Origin of the sequence: Paraburkholderia sp. BL6665CI2N2 (assembly GCF_004366535.1) — a bacterium.
Taxonomy (GTDB): domain Bacteria; phylum Pseudomonadota; class Gammaproteobacteria; order Burkholderiales; family Burkholderiaceae; genus Paraburkholderia.
On the sequence record NZ_SORC01000001.1, the window covers coordinates 527,692 to 542,027 of the forward strand.

General features: G+C 61.7%; 11 protein-coding genes. 5 read left to right on the plus strand and 6 right to left on the minus strand.

The window, feature by feature from the left end; genetic code table 11:
* Positions 1-128: 128 nt before the first annotated feature.
* The 4 genes from B0G81_RS02260 to B0G81_RS02275 all read left to right on the plus strand — a co-directional run bounded on the left by B0G81_RS02260 (position 129) and on the right by B0G81_RS02275 (position 4,668).
* Positions 129-1,121 (plus strand): DedA family protein/thiosulfate sulfurtransferase GlpE, encoded by a 993-nt coding sequence (locus tag B0G81_RS02260; RefSeq protein ID WP_106281617.1) that lies wholly within the window; start codon positions 129-131, stop codon positions 1,119-1,121.
* Between the two features lie 90 nt (positions 1,122-1,211).
* Positions 1,212-2,942: an FAD-dependent oxidoreductase gene (locus B0G81_RS02265; protein ID WP_134133228.1), complete on the plus strand. Its 1,731-nt coding sequence runs from the start codon at positions 1,212-1,214 to the stop codon at positions 2,940-2,942.
* A 139-nt stretch (positions 2,943-3,081) separates the two neighbouring features.
* Positions 3,082-3,336 (plus strand): hypothetical protein, encoded by a 255-nt coding sequence (locus B0G81_RS02270; protein WP_134133232.1) that lies wholly within the window; start codon positions 3,082-3,084, stop codon positions 3,334-3,336.
* A gap of 96 nt (positions 3,337-3,432) precedes the next feature.
* Positions 3,433-4,668, plus strand: a complete 1,236-nt coding sequence (locus B0G81_RS02275; RefSeq protein WP_134133236.1) for a winged helix-turn-helix domain-containing protein — start codon at positions 3,433-3,435, stop codon at positions 4,666-4,668.
* Between the two features lie 20 nt (positions 4,669-4,688).
* On the opposite strand, the gene B0G81_RS02280 is transcribed toward B0G81_RS02275, so the two are convergent.
* The 5 genes from B0G81_RS02280 to B0G81_RS02300 form a co-directional block, all read right to left on the minus strand.
* On the minus strand, positions 4,689-5,279 hold the full coding sequence (locus B0G81_RS02280) for a LysE family transporter (RefSeq protein WP_134133240.1): 591 nt from the start codon (positions 5,277-5,279) through the stop codon (positions 4,689-4,691).
* 189 nt (positions 5,280-5,468) lie between these two features.
* Entirely contained in the window at positions 5,469-5,726 is a 258-nt protein-coding gene (locus B0G81_RS02285; protein ID WP_012428738.1) for a hypothetical protein, read from the minus strand.
* Positions 5,727-5,836: 110 nt separating this feature from the next.
* Positions 5,837-8,026 (minus strand): hypothetical protein, encoded by a 2,190-nt coding sequence (locus B0G81_RS02290; protein WP_134133244.1) that lies wholly within the window; start codon positions 8,024-8,026, stop codon positions 5,837-5,839.
* Between the two features lie 638 nt (positions 8,027-8,664).
* Positions 8,665-9,255 (minus strand): hypothetical protein, encoded by a 591-nt coding sequence (locus B0G81_RS02295; RefSeq protein ID WP_134133247.1) that lies wholly within the window; start codon positions 9,253-9,255, stop codon positions 8,665-8,667.
* A gap of 557 nt (positions 9,256-9,812) precedes the next feature.
* Positions 9,813-12,551 carry a glucosidase gene (locus B0G81_RS02300; RefSeq protein ID WP_134133252.1) on the minus strand — a complete coding sequence of 913 codons (2,739 nt, stop codon included), beginning with the start codon at positions 12,549-12,551 and terminating at the stop codon, positions 9,813-9,815.
* Between the two features lie 570 nt (positions 12,552-13,121).
* On the opposite strand from B0G81_RS02300, the gene B0G81_RS02305 reads away from it, so the two are divergent.
* Positions 13,122-13,592 carry a GNAT family N-acetyltransferase gene (locus B0G81_RS02305; RefSeq protein ID WP_166678918.1) on the plus strand — a complete coding sequence of 157 codons (471 nt, stop codon included), beginning with the start codon at positions 13,122-13,124 and terminating at the stop codon, positions 13,590-13,592.
* 114 nt (positions 13,593-13,706) lie between these two features.
* On the opposite strand, the gene B0G81_RS02310 is transcribed toward B0G81_RS02305, so the two are convergent.
* The gene (locus B0G81_RS02310; RefSeq protein WP_134133255.1) at positions 13,707-14,189 is read right to left on the minus strand and encodes a cupin domain-containing protein; all 483 of its coding nucleotides are present in this window, start codon (positions 14,187-14,189) and stop codon (positions 13,707-13,709) included.
* Between the last annotated feature and the right edge of the window lie 147 nt (positions 14,190-14,336).

Sequence of the window (14,336 nt, forward strand, 5' to 3'; positions counted from 1 at the left end):
TTTCCATACCCAAGTAAAGGGCTACTTTTCAGGGCGTTTGCACGTCTTGAAAATGCGTCCATAATCCTTGCATTCTCCTTTGCATTTCCTACCTGCGCCGCACCCGAAAGGGCCGCGGATGTAAGCCGATGCTACATGATCTCGTCGAGCAATATGGGCCGGCGCTCGTGTTTGTAAACGTGCTCGCCGCCTCGATCGGGCTGCCGGTTCCGGCCATGCCGTCGCTCGTGCTGTTCGGGGCGATGGCCGCCATGCATCCCGGTTCTGTGGGCACGCAGTTGGCGCCGGTGCTCATCCTGTCGATATTCGCCACGCTGATCGGCGACAGCGCGTGGTATTTGGCCGGCCGCATGTATGGCGGCAATACGCTCAAAACGATTTGCCGGCTATCGCTCTCGCGTGACACCTGCGTGAAAAAGACCGAGCGCTTTTTCGGCCGCTGGGGCGTGCGCGTGCTGGCGGTGGCCAAGTTCGTGCCGGGACTATCGATCGTGTCGATTCCGATGGCGGGCGCCATGGGCACGCGCTACCGCACCTTCCTCACGTATGACAGCATCGGCGCTGCATTGTGGTCGGGCACCGGCCTGATCATCGGCGCATTGTTCGCCAAGCAGATCGACATGCTGTTTGCGCTCGCCGGGCGCCTTGGGCGCACAGCCGCGCTGGTCGCCGTCGGCCTGCTGCTGGCGTATGCCGCGTATCGCTGGATCCGCCGGCGTCAGCTGATTTCGAAGCTCGCGACCGCGCGCATCGAAGTCGACGAACTGGCGTCGCTCGTGACGGCCGGCAAAACGCCGGTGCTGTTCGATATCCGTTCGCACGAGAAGCGCGCGCTCGATCCGTTCATCATTCCGGGCTCGCAATTCGCCGACGAGCGGCAACTCGACGAGATCGTCGCGACCTATCCGCACGATCAGAAGCTGGTGATCTACTGTTCCTGCCCGAATGAGATTTCCGCGGCATGGATGGCCAAGCAATTGAACGAAGCCGGCTTCTCCGACGTGCTGCCGCTGCGCGGTGGCATGGAAGCCTGGCGCGACTCGGGCAAGCCGGTGGAATCGCTGCCCGACATGCCGCCGCCGGAAGTGGCGGTCGAAGGCGTCGCGCCGAAGGCCGTGTAGCGCAAGCAGCGCACCGTGATTCGCGCCTTCGGGCGCCGCGCCGCTTCGCCTCTCGTTCGATCCATCAATGAACACCGAAGGAGCGGTTCAATGCTTTCGACTCAAGAACCTGAAGTGCAGCAACCGGACGTGCCACAACCAGACGTCGTCACCGACGCGCCGTTTTCGTCGCTCTCGACGCGCATGCATCAGATGTTCCCCGCGCTCACGTGTGCCGAAATCGGCCGTCTGCGCAAGTTCGGCGAGATCGGCCACTGGAAGTCCGGTGAACTGTTGTTCGAGACCGGCCGCACCGGTCCCGGCATGTTCGTGGTGCTCGAAGGACGCGTGAAGGTGTATCAGCGCGACGGAATTGGGCGCGAAGTGCTGATCAACGAACATGGCGCCGGGCATTTCCTTGCCGAAGTCGGTCAACTGTCGGGACGGCCCGCGCTGGTCAACGGCATGGCGATCGGTCCGGTGGAAGCGTTGCTGATTCCGCCGGAGCGGCTGCGCGCGCTGATCGTTGCCGAAGCGGAACTCGGCGAGCGCATCATGCGCGCACTGATCCTGCGGCGCGTGTCGCTGATCGAAAAGGGCGCGGGCGGGCCGATCCTGATCGGCAACAGCAACGACGCGCGGCTCGTCATGCTGCAAGGCTTCCTGTCGCGCAACGGCCATCCGCATTCCGTGATCGACGAACGCGACGAAGACGCGCTGCGTCTGATCGAGCAATTCGCCGCGCAAAAAGAAGACATGCCGCTGGTGATCTGTCCGGACGGCTCGGTGCTGCGGCACCCGAGCATGCCGGAACTCGCCACGTGCCTGGGCTTGCTGCCCGATCTCGACGATGCGCATGTGTACGACGTCGCGATCGTCGGCGCCGGACCGGCCGGGCTTGCCACCGCGGTGTATGCGGCATCCGAAGGCCTGTCGGTGATCGTGCTCGACAGCCGCGCGCCGGGCGGCCAGGCCGGCGCGAGCTCGCGGATCGAAAACTACCTCGGCTTTCCGACCGGCATATCCGGCCAGGCGCTGGCGGGCCGCGCGTTCGTGCAGGCGCAGAAATTCGGCGCGCACGTCGCGATTCCGGTCAATGTGAAGGCGCTGCATTGCGCGGACCGGCCGCATCGGCTGGAACTGAAGTGCGGCGGACACATCACGGCGCGCGCGATTGTGATCGCGAGCGGCGCGGTCTACCGGCGTCCGGCCCTCGAAGGGCTCGATCGTTTCGAAGGGCGCGGCGTCTATTACTGGGCGTCGCCAGTGGAAGCCAAGCTGTGCAAGCGCCAGGAAGTCGTGCTGGTGGGCGGCGGCAATTCGGCGGGCCAGGCGATCGTCTATCTGGCGACGCACGCGGCCAAGGTCCACGTACTGATCCGGCGCAGCGGTTTCGAAGCCACCATGTCGCGCTATCTGATCGACCGGATCCGCTCACTGCCGAACGTGTTCGTGCATCCGAATTCGGAGATCGGCCGGCTTGATTCGGACGATAGCGGTTTGTCGTCGGTCGCGCTGAAAAAACCGTTGCCCGACGGCACGGATCATTTCGATACGCGCTATTTGTTCCTTTTCACCGGTGCGGACCCGAATACGGACTGGCTGCGCACCTGCGGCGTGGAACTCGACGAGAAAGGCTTCGTGCTGACCGGGACGAGCGCCGACGGCGCGTCGGTTTGCGATCTCGCGACGACAGTCGAAGGCGTGTACGCGATCGGCGACGCGCGCGCCGGCTCGACCAAACGCGTGGCCGCGGCCGTCGGCGAAGGCGCCGCCGTGGTCGCGCAGATCCATCAACTGCTGGCAGTGTCGGCGGGCGAAGCGGTCGCGCTGGGCGCCTGATGATCTGGATGGTCTGAAATGCCCGCCGGCCTTGCAACCGCCGGCGGGTAACCTGCTGTTACACACACCTTCAACTGGTTGCACCTGCTTGTCTTTCTGTCTCGTAATATCACTGTCAGCCATTTGACAGGAGACAAGCATGTTCCAACGCGCGATCGTTTTCGCCGCCTTCGGCCTTGCCGCCGCCTGCGCATCGACTGCCGCCTCGGCACGGGTGGACGTCGGCGTGTTCGTCAATACCCCGGGCCCGGTGTACGCCGCGCCGCCGGTCTACGCGCCACCGCCGGTCTACGGTTACGGCTACCGGGACGACGACTATCGCGGCCGCCGCCACTGGCATCACGATCATGGCCGTCATCGCGGCTGGGACCGGCATCACGGGCGCGGCTGGTAAAGGCAAGTTCGGGCGCTTCACGCTACAGTAGCGGCTGCTGATCCAGGCCGGGCCTTGTGCCCTTCCCTTCGCAGTCACTCACTGATCGACGCCCGCGTGAAGACTCTTTCGCTTTCCGCCGCCCGCACTCTGCATCTGGCCGCGCAAGGTTTGCTGACGCCGCCTCGCCGCAAAGCCGTCAAGGCCGACGTGCTCGACTCGATCCGCCGCATGGCGCAATTGCAGATCGACACGATCCACGTCGTCGCGCGCAGTCCCTATCTTGTGTTGTTCAGCCGGCTCGGCGCCTATCCGCCGCAATGGCTCGACGAACATCTCGCCGAAGGCAAGCTATTCGAATACTGGTCGCATGAAGCCTGTTTCGTGCCGATCGAAGACTACGGCCTGCTGCGCCATCGCATGCTCGATCCAAGCGGGATGGGCTGGAAGTACGCGGCCGAGTGGCACAACAAGCATCGCAAGGAGATTGACAAGCTGCTTGCGCACATTCGCGCGACGGGACCGGTGCGCTCCGCGGATTTTGCCCGCGAGGCGGGCAAGGGCAACGGCTGGTGGGACTGGAAGCCGGAGAAACGTCATCTGGAAGTGCTGTTCGCAATCGGGCAATTGATGGTGGCCGAGCGGCGCAATTTTCACCGCGTCTACGATCTGACCGAGCGCGTGCTGCCGGGTTGGGATGACGCGCGCGATCTGCCGCCCGCGCACACCGTGACGGACGCCGTGTTACGCCGCACGTGCCGCGCGCTCGGCATCGCGCGTGCCGATTGGGTCGCCGATTACTACCGTATGCCGCGTCGCCCGTATCGAGACGAACTGCGCGCGCTCGCCGACCAGGGCGAGTTGATCCCGGTAAGCGTGGAAGGGTGGAAGCAGGACACGTACGTGCATCAAGACTTCGCCGCGATACTCGACGATGCCGCGAGCGGCAAACTCACCTCGACGGTCACCACGGTGTTGTCGCCGTTCGATCCGGTGGTGTGGGATCGCAAGCGCGCGGCGGCGCTGTTCGACTTCGACTACGCGATCGAATGCTACACGCCCGCGCCAAAGCGCAAATATGGTTACTTCGTTTTGCCGCTGCTGAGTCGCGGGCGTCTGGTCGGCCGCGTGGATGCGAAAGCGCACCGCACTCAAGGCGTGTTCGAACTGAAGTCGCTGCACATCGAACCGGGCGTGCGTCTGAGCGCGCGTCTCGCCGGCGATCTGCGGCGCGCGTTGCAACGCTGCGCGGATTGGCATGGCACCCCGCAGCTGGAAATCACATCCGCGCCGCCGGAATGGCTCGACGCGTTAGACGTCGGCGACACTTTTGGCGACAGTGTGGCGGCCTGACCGCCGCATCAACATCGCATTCAATGCAGCGCCGCCCACGCGAGCGACAAGGAAAACACACCGAGCACGATCGACGCGCCGCGCTGCATCTTCACCGGATTGAGCCAGGCGAGCTTGCCGCTGCCGAGCGCCGCGCCGAACGCGATCCACGCGAGCGCGATCGGCACCAGCAGACACGCGAACATCAGCATCGAGAAGGCGTAGGCCGGCAAGTGCGCAAAAGCGATAGCCGGAAAGATCGTGCCGGCGAACAGCAAGCCCTTCGGATTGAGCAGCGTCGCCACGAACAACGTGCGCATGCCGCTCGCCCGTTGCGCCGAGTCCGGCAAGGCGACTGCCGCGCGCCACATGTCGACGGCGAGATAGGCGATGTACAAGCCCGCCGCCATGCGCAGCAGCGAGGGCAGCGCATGCGCCGCCTGGACGAGAAAATGCCCCCACACCGAAATCGAGACCAGATAGCCGCCCAGTTCGGCGGCGATCAACGGCAGCGAGCGCCGCACACCCTGGCGCAAGCCGGCCGCCGCAAGCAGCGTATTGGTGGGGCCGGGCGTAATCAGCACGACGATAATGCCGATGGCGAGCAGCGCGATCGCGGACACGGAGAGCATAAAAAAGGCGCAATGTTGGGGACAGTGCGCCGTTTTATCATAGACAGCGGCCGCGCCGAAATGCAGCAGCCCATAACGATGACGAATCGCGACGCGTGATGCCGTCACACCCAACCGGAGCAACGGCAGTCGGCACCGGCAGGCATGCCGATCTGCCTCGCGCCGCCCACCGGCGACGCGCAGCCGCCTTTAGTGATCCAGTTTCGCGCGCAGTTCGCGAGCGGCTTCCAGCAGACCTTCGTAACCTGAACGCGCATGCTCCGGCAGATCAGGATCGCCGACGAATGTGCCGAGCGTTTCGATCAGGCTATACAGAATGCCCTTCGCGGCGCCGGAGGCGATGCTGCCCGACGAAACCTGCTGATCGACGTGACTGAGCGCTGCGTCGAGGTTTTCCAGATCGGGCCGGTCGCCCGTGGGTGGCTTAGGCGTTACGTCTTGCGTCATGATGAAACTTCGCTCCTGTTGATGCAGCGGTGAACAAGCCATCCTTGCATGTTGTTATATACCGATCGTGCGTTGCCGTCTATTCGTGATCTGCACGCATGCGACCGGCGTCAAGGTGTCCATCGATACATCAGAATTTTTGCGCGGGCGTCGTCCTCGAGTAGCACGACATACTCGCCATTGTCGCGTTGCACCGCGCTGATACCAAGATACACGTCCACCCAGCCGCTCGTGTTGCCGACGCTCGCGCCCGGCGTCATGTAGCCGGCCACCTGGCCGGTGCGCGCGTCGTAGACATCCACCCTCTGCGTGTACAGCTCCGCTACGAAGATGTAATTGCCCGCCACCGCGACGCCCACGGTCGTCGTTTGCGGATTGCTTTGCGTGTTCCAGGGCAGCGAGATCGTGTACTGCTGCGTCGGCGTACCGGAGCTCCAGTTGTCATAACGCGCGAGCACCGGACCCGCCTCTTTCCAATGCGTCGCATCCCACGGAATCGCGCTCGTGAAGCCGGAGATATACATGGTGTCGGTCGCCGCGATGTAGACGATCCGCGCAATCCGCGTAAACGGTTGCGGCATCGCGAACATCTTCGAGCTGGCGTATGTGTAGATCGGATTGCCGACGGGATCGAGACCTTGCAACGGCATTTCGCGGATGCCGCTCAACGGCGTGGCAAGCCAGACGTTGCCCGGCGCGTCGACCCACCAGAAGCCGTTGCCGACCGTGCTGCCGGTCGACGGATTGCTGCTGATCTCGCTGGCGTCGACGCTGCCGTTGCCATTGCTGTCGCGCCACAGCCATTCGCCGTACGCGGGCTGCGCGGCGGGCCATGTGCCCGGCAGCGGATTTTGCGCGAGCAGGCCGGATGGAATTGCCATTTCACCGTGTGCGGCGTCGAAGCGATAAACGTTCAAATAATGCGCGCCGGGATCCAGCGTGTAGAGAAACCGCTGGCCGTTGATTCGGCGCACCATCGGCTCGCCGCGCACGCCACGCGGCTGATGAAACGCGGGATCGTCCGGATAGTCGAAACGATCCAGCGTGAAACCCGCATACGACCATTCGCGGCCGACGGGTTGGTTGTAGTCGAGCGTAAAGCGCTTGGAGCCGGTATAGACGGAACTGGGCGTGGCGGGATCGAACGCGGCGCTATCGACGAACGTCAGACCGTACAGGCGCCAATTGAAGGCGTGCGAACTGTACACGTAGCTTTCGAGCACCGCGCCTTGTCCGACCGATGCCGATCCGACCGGCCGCGGCCCTTCGCCATTCTGCGCGACGTACAGATTGCCCGCGGGATCGACACCGATGCCCGTCACGCCGTTGAAGCGCCAATTGCCCGGCACACCCTTGACCGGGTGAAAGATGCCGTTGCGCGTGCCGATGGGCGCGGCCGCTTGCGGTTGACCGTTGCCGTCTTTGTCTTTGTTAAAGACAAGAATCTGCTGCGAAAGGCCATTGTCCGCAACGAGGATTTGCCCGGCCGGCGTAACCGCGATGTCGGCCGGCACGGCGCCCACGGGCAGTGTCAATGTGTCGGCGAGCGCGGTGCCATTCGCGGCGTAGTGCTGGATAGTTAGGTTTCCGGATGAAATACCGCTCATCACCCACAGTGTCGAATCGGTGTCCACCGCAATGCGTCCTGGCGACGTCACGTTCCACGAGCGCAAACGCTGCATCGAATTCGCGTCGAACACGACGATCCGGTTCGCGTAGGTATCGGCCACGTACAGTTCGCTGTCGGTCGCGGCCATGCCACGAATGCTCGCGTCGTTGCCGGCCGGCACCGTCTCGAGCGGCAGAAAGCTGTTTTTCGTCGCATTGGCGCTATTGCCGATACCACCACTGAAAGGCGCGCCGGTCGCCAGATTGGCGAGCGTGCGGCGCGTGATGCCGTACCAGGTCAGACTCGCTGCGGGATAGTCCGCCCCGACCAGGGCGTTACTTTCGTTGCCGATTGACATCGCCGCATACAGGTACGTGTGATTGACCGCGACCGCGTCGCCACCGGCCGCGCCCCAGCCGTGCGTCGAGCCGGCTACGGCGATCTTGTCGCCCGCGCGATAAGCGGCGATTTCACTGCCGCTCTCGTCCCAAGGCGCGTTGGTGTACACGGTGCCGTCTGCGCCGACGCTGATGGCCTGAATATCCTGCTGCATCCACTTGCCGTCGCCGAAACCAAAACTATTGCCGATCCATGAAGTGGTGTAATTGAGTTGCGATTGCGCTGATGAATTCAGTGGAATAAGGCTGTTGAAGATAACAGCGGCCACACCAAGGCGATAGAACAATGTCACGACGGTATTTCCTTGCGAGGTGCGAAGCGCTTGCCGGCGGCATGTCCGGCGCGTATTCGCGCGCATGCGGATTGATGAGCAGTCGCGCATGTGTAAAAGATTGGCGCTTTATCCTCGCATAGAAAAATGGTAAATATATTGATAAAAAATCATTCTTAAATGTTGAATCGCTCGGACGATTCGAAGCGCATAAGCGTATGCACGGATACGGTGCTGTCTGGATTTCACCCGGATGCGGTAAGCACACCGGCGCGCGCCGGCCCGGGCATGTTCCTCGCGCTCGATCAAACCGTCGTCGCCTACGTCGAGGTATTCGAAAGCGCGCCTGGGGTGGTGAGTACGGCGGCGGCGCACAGGACCGAGTCAACGCCGTGGCCCGCAGCCGGTTCAGCTACGGAAGTTCGACGAAGCAGCGCGACCGGCGATCGACCAGCGATGGCGGGACTTCTGCAGCCGGCCGAGCAGAGACGCTCAATCAGACCTTCACGCGGACGTTCGAACGTCCGCTCCGCCCCGAACAATGTGATTACGCTCTCGAAAAGATGCAGGCATTAAAGGGCGAAAACCTGCGCGCAAGGTCGGGCTCGGCGCCACTCATGGCAAGCGCCTTAGTGAGCGTGAGCCCATCTGGGACCCGACTAACGGAAGCCGTACACCAGGATCTTTTTCCCTTCAAAACTTTCTTGCACACCTTGCTCGCAATACGGTGGACACATTGTGTGGTCGAGGCTCTCGCCTGACACGGTGACCGCCCTATAGACAACGGATTCGACGAGCGTCCCGTCGGCAGCGACGACGATGTTCAGATAAGTCTCGACGCCGGCCGGCACGGCTCCGCCCGGCAGATAGACGATTTTCATGGTGCCGGTGCAATCGGGGTTCACCGTGTAGGTGCCTTCCTGTTTCGGATTGAATGTCGTCTTCCCCCCTTTCGGCAATCCGCCGATCATGCCGAAGTCGGTGCGGTCAAATTTGCCCATACCGTCAAACGTCACCAAGGCGACGTCATCGAGGATCGACGGGGCAGCGTACGGATGCAACACACCATCGTCAGTTTTCAATCCAAGTATTTCTCCGTGACCGATAAAACTAAACGGTCCCTTTAGCGTTGCGTTCGAGCAAAGGCCGCCGTGGCCGTCGTGGCCGTCGTGGTCGCCGGCCTGTGCCGCGCCGCTGAGCGAAAGTGCAATGGCTGTCGCTGACCAAATGCTTAAATACTTGATCTTCATGGTCCTCTCCTTGTCACCGAATCAGGCGCTTAACATTACGGCGCGCAGGGCCTACCGCCGGGGTGGATCAGGCGCCCGACTCAAATAGATGAAACAAAAGATGGCTGCAGTAATCCCTGCAGCTGCCGTTTTGCGGAGCAAGCGATGAGAGAATGTGGGGCCGTGGGCACGGCCGGGTCTTGAAATGTGTGGCTGAGCCAAAATGATGAGTGGCGACGCCCTTCACCAAGCAGTGATTTTTCCGCTCGGTGTCGGCAGACACGTGCAGAAGCGGGTTGCACGAAAGTCTGCGCATTTGTGACTTTGTGAGTCAGCCAAGCTTGAAAGTCGCATAGCAAGAACACTGTAATCCACGATGTTCGCGGCTACCCAATGAATTTCGGACAAAAGGCAGCCGTATCCAGAATCGCGCAGTCCGAATAATGCGCTCTCGCTGTGTAGCGAATGCCCGCGCAGGCCTCAGAGGTCGGGCAGCATGCATGCGCGGATGGCCCATTGCGCCCAGGAAGCTGCCGTTGACGTGACCTCCCCATCATCGTCCGAAACGGGTCCTTTCGTCACTTCTCGCCTGGTTCTTCGCCGCCCACTTGTTCCCTGACGATCCGTGCCATCACCCGCCCACGGTCGGTTTCCAGGGCGGCGTTCGCGTCCACACGTCCGAACAGGTCGAGGAGCGGGGCGACGAGGCCCGTCCAGCCAGTCTGGTGACTGGCCCCGAGGCCGGCGCCATTGTCACCGTGGAAGTACTCGTAAAAGAGGATCAGGTCGCGCCAGTGCGGATCGTTCTGGAACTTGTCCGTTCCGCCATAGACGGGCCGCTTGCCGCCCGCATCGCGCAGGAATGTACCGGTCAGGCGCCGGACCAGTTCCTGCGCCACTTCGAAGAGCGTCATCCGTTGCCCGGACCCGGTCGGGCATTCCACCTTGAAATCGTTGCCGAAAAAGCTATACAGATTCACCAGCGCGCGGACAATCAGCAAGTTGATCGGCATCCAGACCGGACCGCGCCAGTTGGAATTGCCGCCGAACATGCCGGTATTCGATTCAGCCGGCAGGTACTGCACCTTGTACTCCTGTGGGCCGACGTGAATCACATACGGATGGTCCAGGTGATAGCGGGAGAGCGAACGGATGCCGTGCGGCCCCAGGAACTCGTTCTCGTCGAGCATGTAGCCGAGCACCCGTTCGAGCTTGCGCTTGTTCAGGATCGACAGAAGCCTCCGCTCCTTGTAGCCGATGAAGCCCGCGTCGGTCGGCGCAACATGCGCGATCAATTCGGGGTAGCGCTTTCGAAACTGCGCGATCAGTTCAACGAGCTTCGGATAGCGCGTGAGCGACTGCGCTTCGAACACTGTCGACGCACACAGCGGCAGCAGCCCCACCAGCGACCTGATCTTCAGGCGCGTTGTCCGGCCGTCGGGGAATCGCAGCAGGTCATAGAAAAAGCCGTCCTGCTCGTCCCACATCTCGTCCTCATGTTCGCCGCGCCGGTCCATCGCATAGGCGATCCACATGAAATGCTGTACAAACTTGAAAGCGACTTCCTCGTACATCGGATCGTATTCGGTCAGATTGATCGCCATCTCAAGCATGGTCTGGCAGTAGAACGCCATCCACGCCGTCCCGTCCGCCTGTTCGAGCGATCCGCCGGTCGGAAGCCGCGCGCTTCGATCGAACACGCCGATGTTGTCGAGGCCCAGAAAGCCGCCGGCAAAGACGTTGCGACCCGAAGGGTCCTTGCGATTTACCCACCAGTTGAAATTGAGCATCAAGCCCTGAAACGAGCGTTCCAGGAAGCGCGGGTCGGCCCGTCCCAGTTCTTTTTCGTACTTGTACAACCAGAGCGTGGCCGCGGCATGCACCGGCGGATTGACGTCGCTGAAGTTCCACTCGTAGGCTGGAATCTGGCCGCTCGGATGGACGTACAGGCTGCGCAACATAAGCAGCAGTTGCTCCTTGGCGAAATCGAAATCGACGAGCGCCAGCGTAATTGTGTGGAAGGCCAGGTCCCAGGCCGCGTACCACGGATACTCCCACTTGTCCGGCATGGAGATCACGTCAGCGTTCAGCATGTGGAACCACTCTGCATTGCGCACATCGCCCCGGGCGGCGTCGAGCAACGGATGACTTCCATGCTCGCGCAGCCAGTGTTCGAGGTCGAAGTAGTAGTACTGCTTGCCCCACAGCATTCCGGCCAACGCCTGGCGGTGCACCCGGCGCTGATCCTCGGTCAGCGAATTGGGCGCAATGCGCGCGTAGAACTCGTTCGCATCGGCGAGGCGGCTATTGAACGTCTCCTCGAAGCCGCCGAAGGCGTCGTCCAGTCTCGATGCCGTGAGGCGCAAGCGGACGGTCGCGCTGCCGCCGGCGGGTACGTCGCACACGTAATGGGCCGCGGCCTTGGTGCCCGTCCTGGCGGGATTCACGGCGTCGCGCTGCCCCGAAATGACATAGGCGTGGAACGCATCCTTGACATAGGGCGACGCGTTCGGCTGATTCCATAGACGCTGCATATTGCTTTCGTTTTCGGTGAAAAGTGTTTCCGGCGCGCCTTCGCAATGGAGCCAGTACTCGCCGAGATCATGATGCGTGGCGCGAATGGCGCCGGGACCTTCTTCGTGCAGCGAGGGCTTGCGATCGTCCTCGCCCCACGACCATGTGTTGCGGAACCATAGCGTCGGCAAGACCCGCAGTCGCGCTGCTTCCGGTCCGCGGTTGTGAATGGAAATGCGCACGAGGATGTCTTCAGGAGCCGCCTTCGCGTATTCCACGAACACATCGAAATAGCGGTCATCGCTGAAGACGCCCGTGTCCAGAAGTTCGTACTCCATTTCCTCCCGCGATCGTTGCCGGTTGGTCTCGACCAGATCGCGGTACGGATACTCGCGCTGCGGATATTTGTAGAGGTACTTCATATACGAGTGCGTCGGCGTGCTGTCGAGGTAGAAGTAATACTCCTTCACGTCTTCGCCATGATTGCCCTCGCTGTTGGTGAGGCCGAAGAGGCGCTCCTTCAATATCGCGTCGCGTTCGTTCCAGAGTGCCAGCGCGAAGCACAGCCGCTGTTGATCGTCGCACACTCCGCCGAGCCCGTCCTCACCCCACTTGTAGGCGCGTGAGCGCGAATGGTCATGAGTGAAGTAGTTCCAGGCGTCGCCGTTATCGCTGTAGTCTTCTCGTACCGTTCCCCATTGGCGCTCGCTGAGGTAGGGCCCCCACTTCTTCCACGGCACTTGCGCCTCACGAGAGTCGTTCAGGCGCTTTTGCTCCGCTACGTCGACGATTACAGGGCGCATACTTCTCCTCCGTTACGGCTGAACGAACTCGACTTGACCAGGCGCGCGAGGACGCAACTCGAGCATCGGCGGTACATCGGCATGGGTGACGTTCTGCGCGTTGGTCTCTTCAAGACTTCGAAGCATTTGGGCGGCATTTCTGGATCGTCTTCGAAGCACGCGATGGCGCCGTCAGGCCTCTTTTGTATTTGTTATAGACAATCCCGTGCCTCGCCGCGTACGGCGAATCGCGGAATATTCCGCAAATCCTTTCCCAATGTAGGCGCCAGCACGAACAAGGCAATGCGGCATTGAGGGTTCAGAGGGACAACGACTGAGCCTGCTGCTGAGTCGGCAAGCTCAATCGAGGAGAGAATCGACGAAGGCAGAAGCAGGCGTGTTACAGGCTCCTGTCGAGGCTGGAGGGCGGATTCCGGCGGCTCGTCGGGAGCCCAGGCTCGCTCAGCAGCGGATCGGCAACTGAGTTGTCCGGTGAATGGCGTTCTGCATCCGCCGGCCTCAATCGATTGATGCCGATCCCCGTTATCCAGTACTCTGGCGAAGACCTGCTTATCGCGATCGGCGGTTGTGATGAATCTGGATTTTCGGCTGGCCGCACCCGGAGACTCGGAATGGCTATTTGACACGTACCAGCGCACGATGAAAGGTTTCGTTACCTCAGCGTATGGCTGGGACGACGACCTGCAGCAAGCGGGGTTTGCAAAAAGCCTTCGCCAAGGCTCTTGTCAAATTGTTACGTGGGAAGGCAGTCGATGCGGGTTTGTGCACTGGGACGTCGAACCGGATCTCGTATGGCTGAGGATGCTTTGTATCGTGCCGGAGATGCAAAGCAGGTCGATCGGCAGTGCGGCGATTGCCAGGGTCATGTCGTTGTCCAGTTACTTACAAAAACCGCTGTACCTGAATGTCTTCGTATGCAACCGGGCTGCCTATGACTGGTACCTCAGAATCGGTTTTGTCGAAATCGAAAACGACGGCAAGGTTAGCACTTTGGTGCTTGCTCCTTCGTTGTCACCGGCTCTTATGGAACGGCGTGCGTAGCCTCCCCAGCACCGTGTCCCCAGCGGGAACAGCCCGGGTCTGGCCCATTTACGGACATTCAGGTACGTACTCCATGCGACGAGCTGTCGGCCATTGAGACTATCCGCGTCAACTTCAGTCCGGCATCCCGTCATGACCCCCGAGCGGTCTGGCGGGCCAGTCCACCCAGCGGTCCGCGCGAGTAATTTCGTGCGCTTCGTTTAGCGGATAGCGAATACGATTGTCGTCGCGCGGACGTTCGCCGATCACCATCAGCCTGACTTCGTCCTTCGTATTGTTGATGAAGGTATGGCAAATTCCAGTACCCGCGGGAAACGCCACGGAATCGCCTTCAGCAATGGAATGAAGCGCACCGTCGATCCAGACATCGGGCTTGCCCTCGAGCACGTACACAAACTCCTGCTCGGTACTTTCGGCGTGCGGATATGACGTCCGCCGGCCGGGCAGAAGCCTCACGTGATGAATGCCAATACGCGTAATGCCGAGTGCGGCGGAAAGCGGCGCGTCTAGCCCCATGAGCTCGGGATTGCCGCGATAGGAATGTGCCTCCGGTTCCTCGAGTTCAGTCCAGTGCTTGATGAAATCTGGTCGGCTCATTGGCTAATCTCCTTTTTTGGCGAACATCGATGATAGCGGTTCTCAAACCGACGCTAGCCGTGGCGCGCGGCCACTTTTGCCGACCGGGAAGGGGCTCGAATGGCCGTTCCAGTCTACAAGCTTCCATAACGTTTGCGCCTTATCGGC

Bases quoted from the DNA above. Each gene is read 5' to 3' on its own strand.
- B0G81_RS02260 (WP_106281617.1), top strand. From the start codon at position 129: ATGCTACATGATCTCGTCGAGCAATATGGGCCGGCGCTCGTGTTTGTA.
- B0G81_RS02265 (WP_134133228.1), top strand. From the start codon at position 1,212: ATGCTTTCGACTCAAGAACCTGAAGTGCAGCAACCGGACGTGCCACAA.
- B0G81_RS02270 (WP_134133232.1), top strand. From the start codon at position 3,082: ATGTTCCAACGCGCGATCGTTTTCGCCGCCTTCGGCCTTGCCGCCGCC.
- B0G81_RS02280 (WP_134133240.1), bottom strand. From the start codon at position 5,279: ATGCTCTCCGTGTCCGCGATCGCGCTGCTCGCCATCGGCATTATCGTC.
- B0G81_RS02285 (WP_012428738.1), bottom strand. From the start codon at position 5,726: ATGACGCAAGACGTAACGCCTAAGCCACCCACGGGCGACCGGCCCGAT.
- B0G81_RS02295 (WP_134133247.1), bottom strand. From the start codon at position 9,255: ATGAAGATCAAGTATTTAAGCATTTGGTCAGCGACAGCCATTGCACTT.
- B0G81_RS02300 (WP_134133252.1), bottom strand. From the start codon at position 12,551: ATGCGCCCTGTAATCGTCGACGTAGCGGAGCAAAAGCGCCTGAACGAC.
- B0G81_RS02305 (WP_166678918.1), top strand. From the start codon at position 13,122: ATGAATCTGGATTTTCGGCTGGCCGCACCCGGAGACTCGGAATGGCTA.
- B0G81_RS02310 (WP_134133255.1), bottom strand. From the start codon at position 14,189: ATGAGCCGACCAGATTTCATCAAGCACTGGACTGAACTCGAGGAACCG.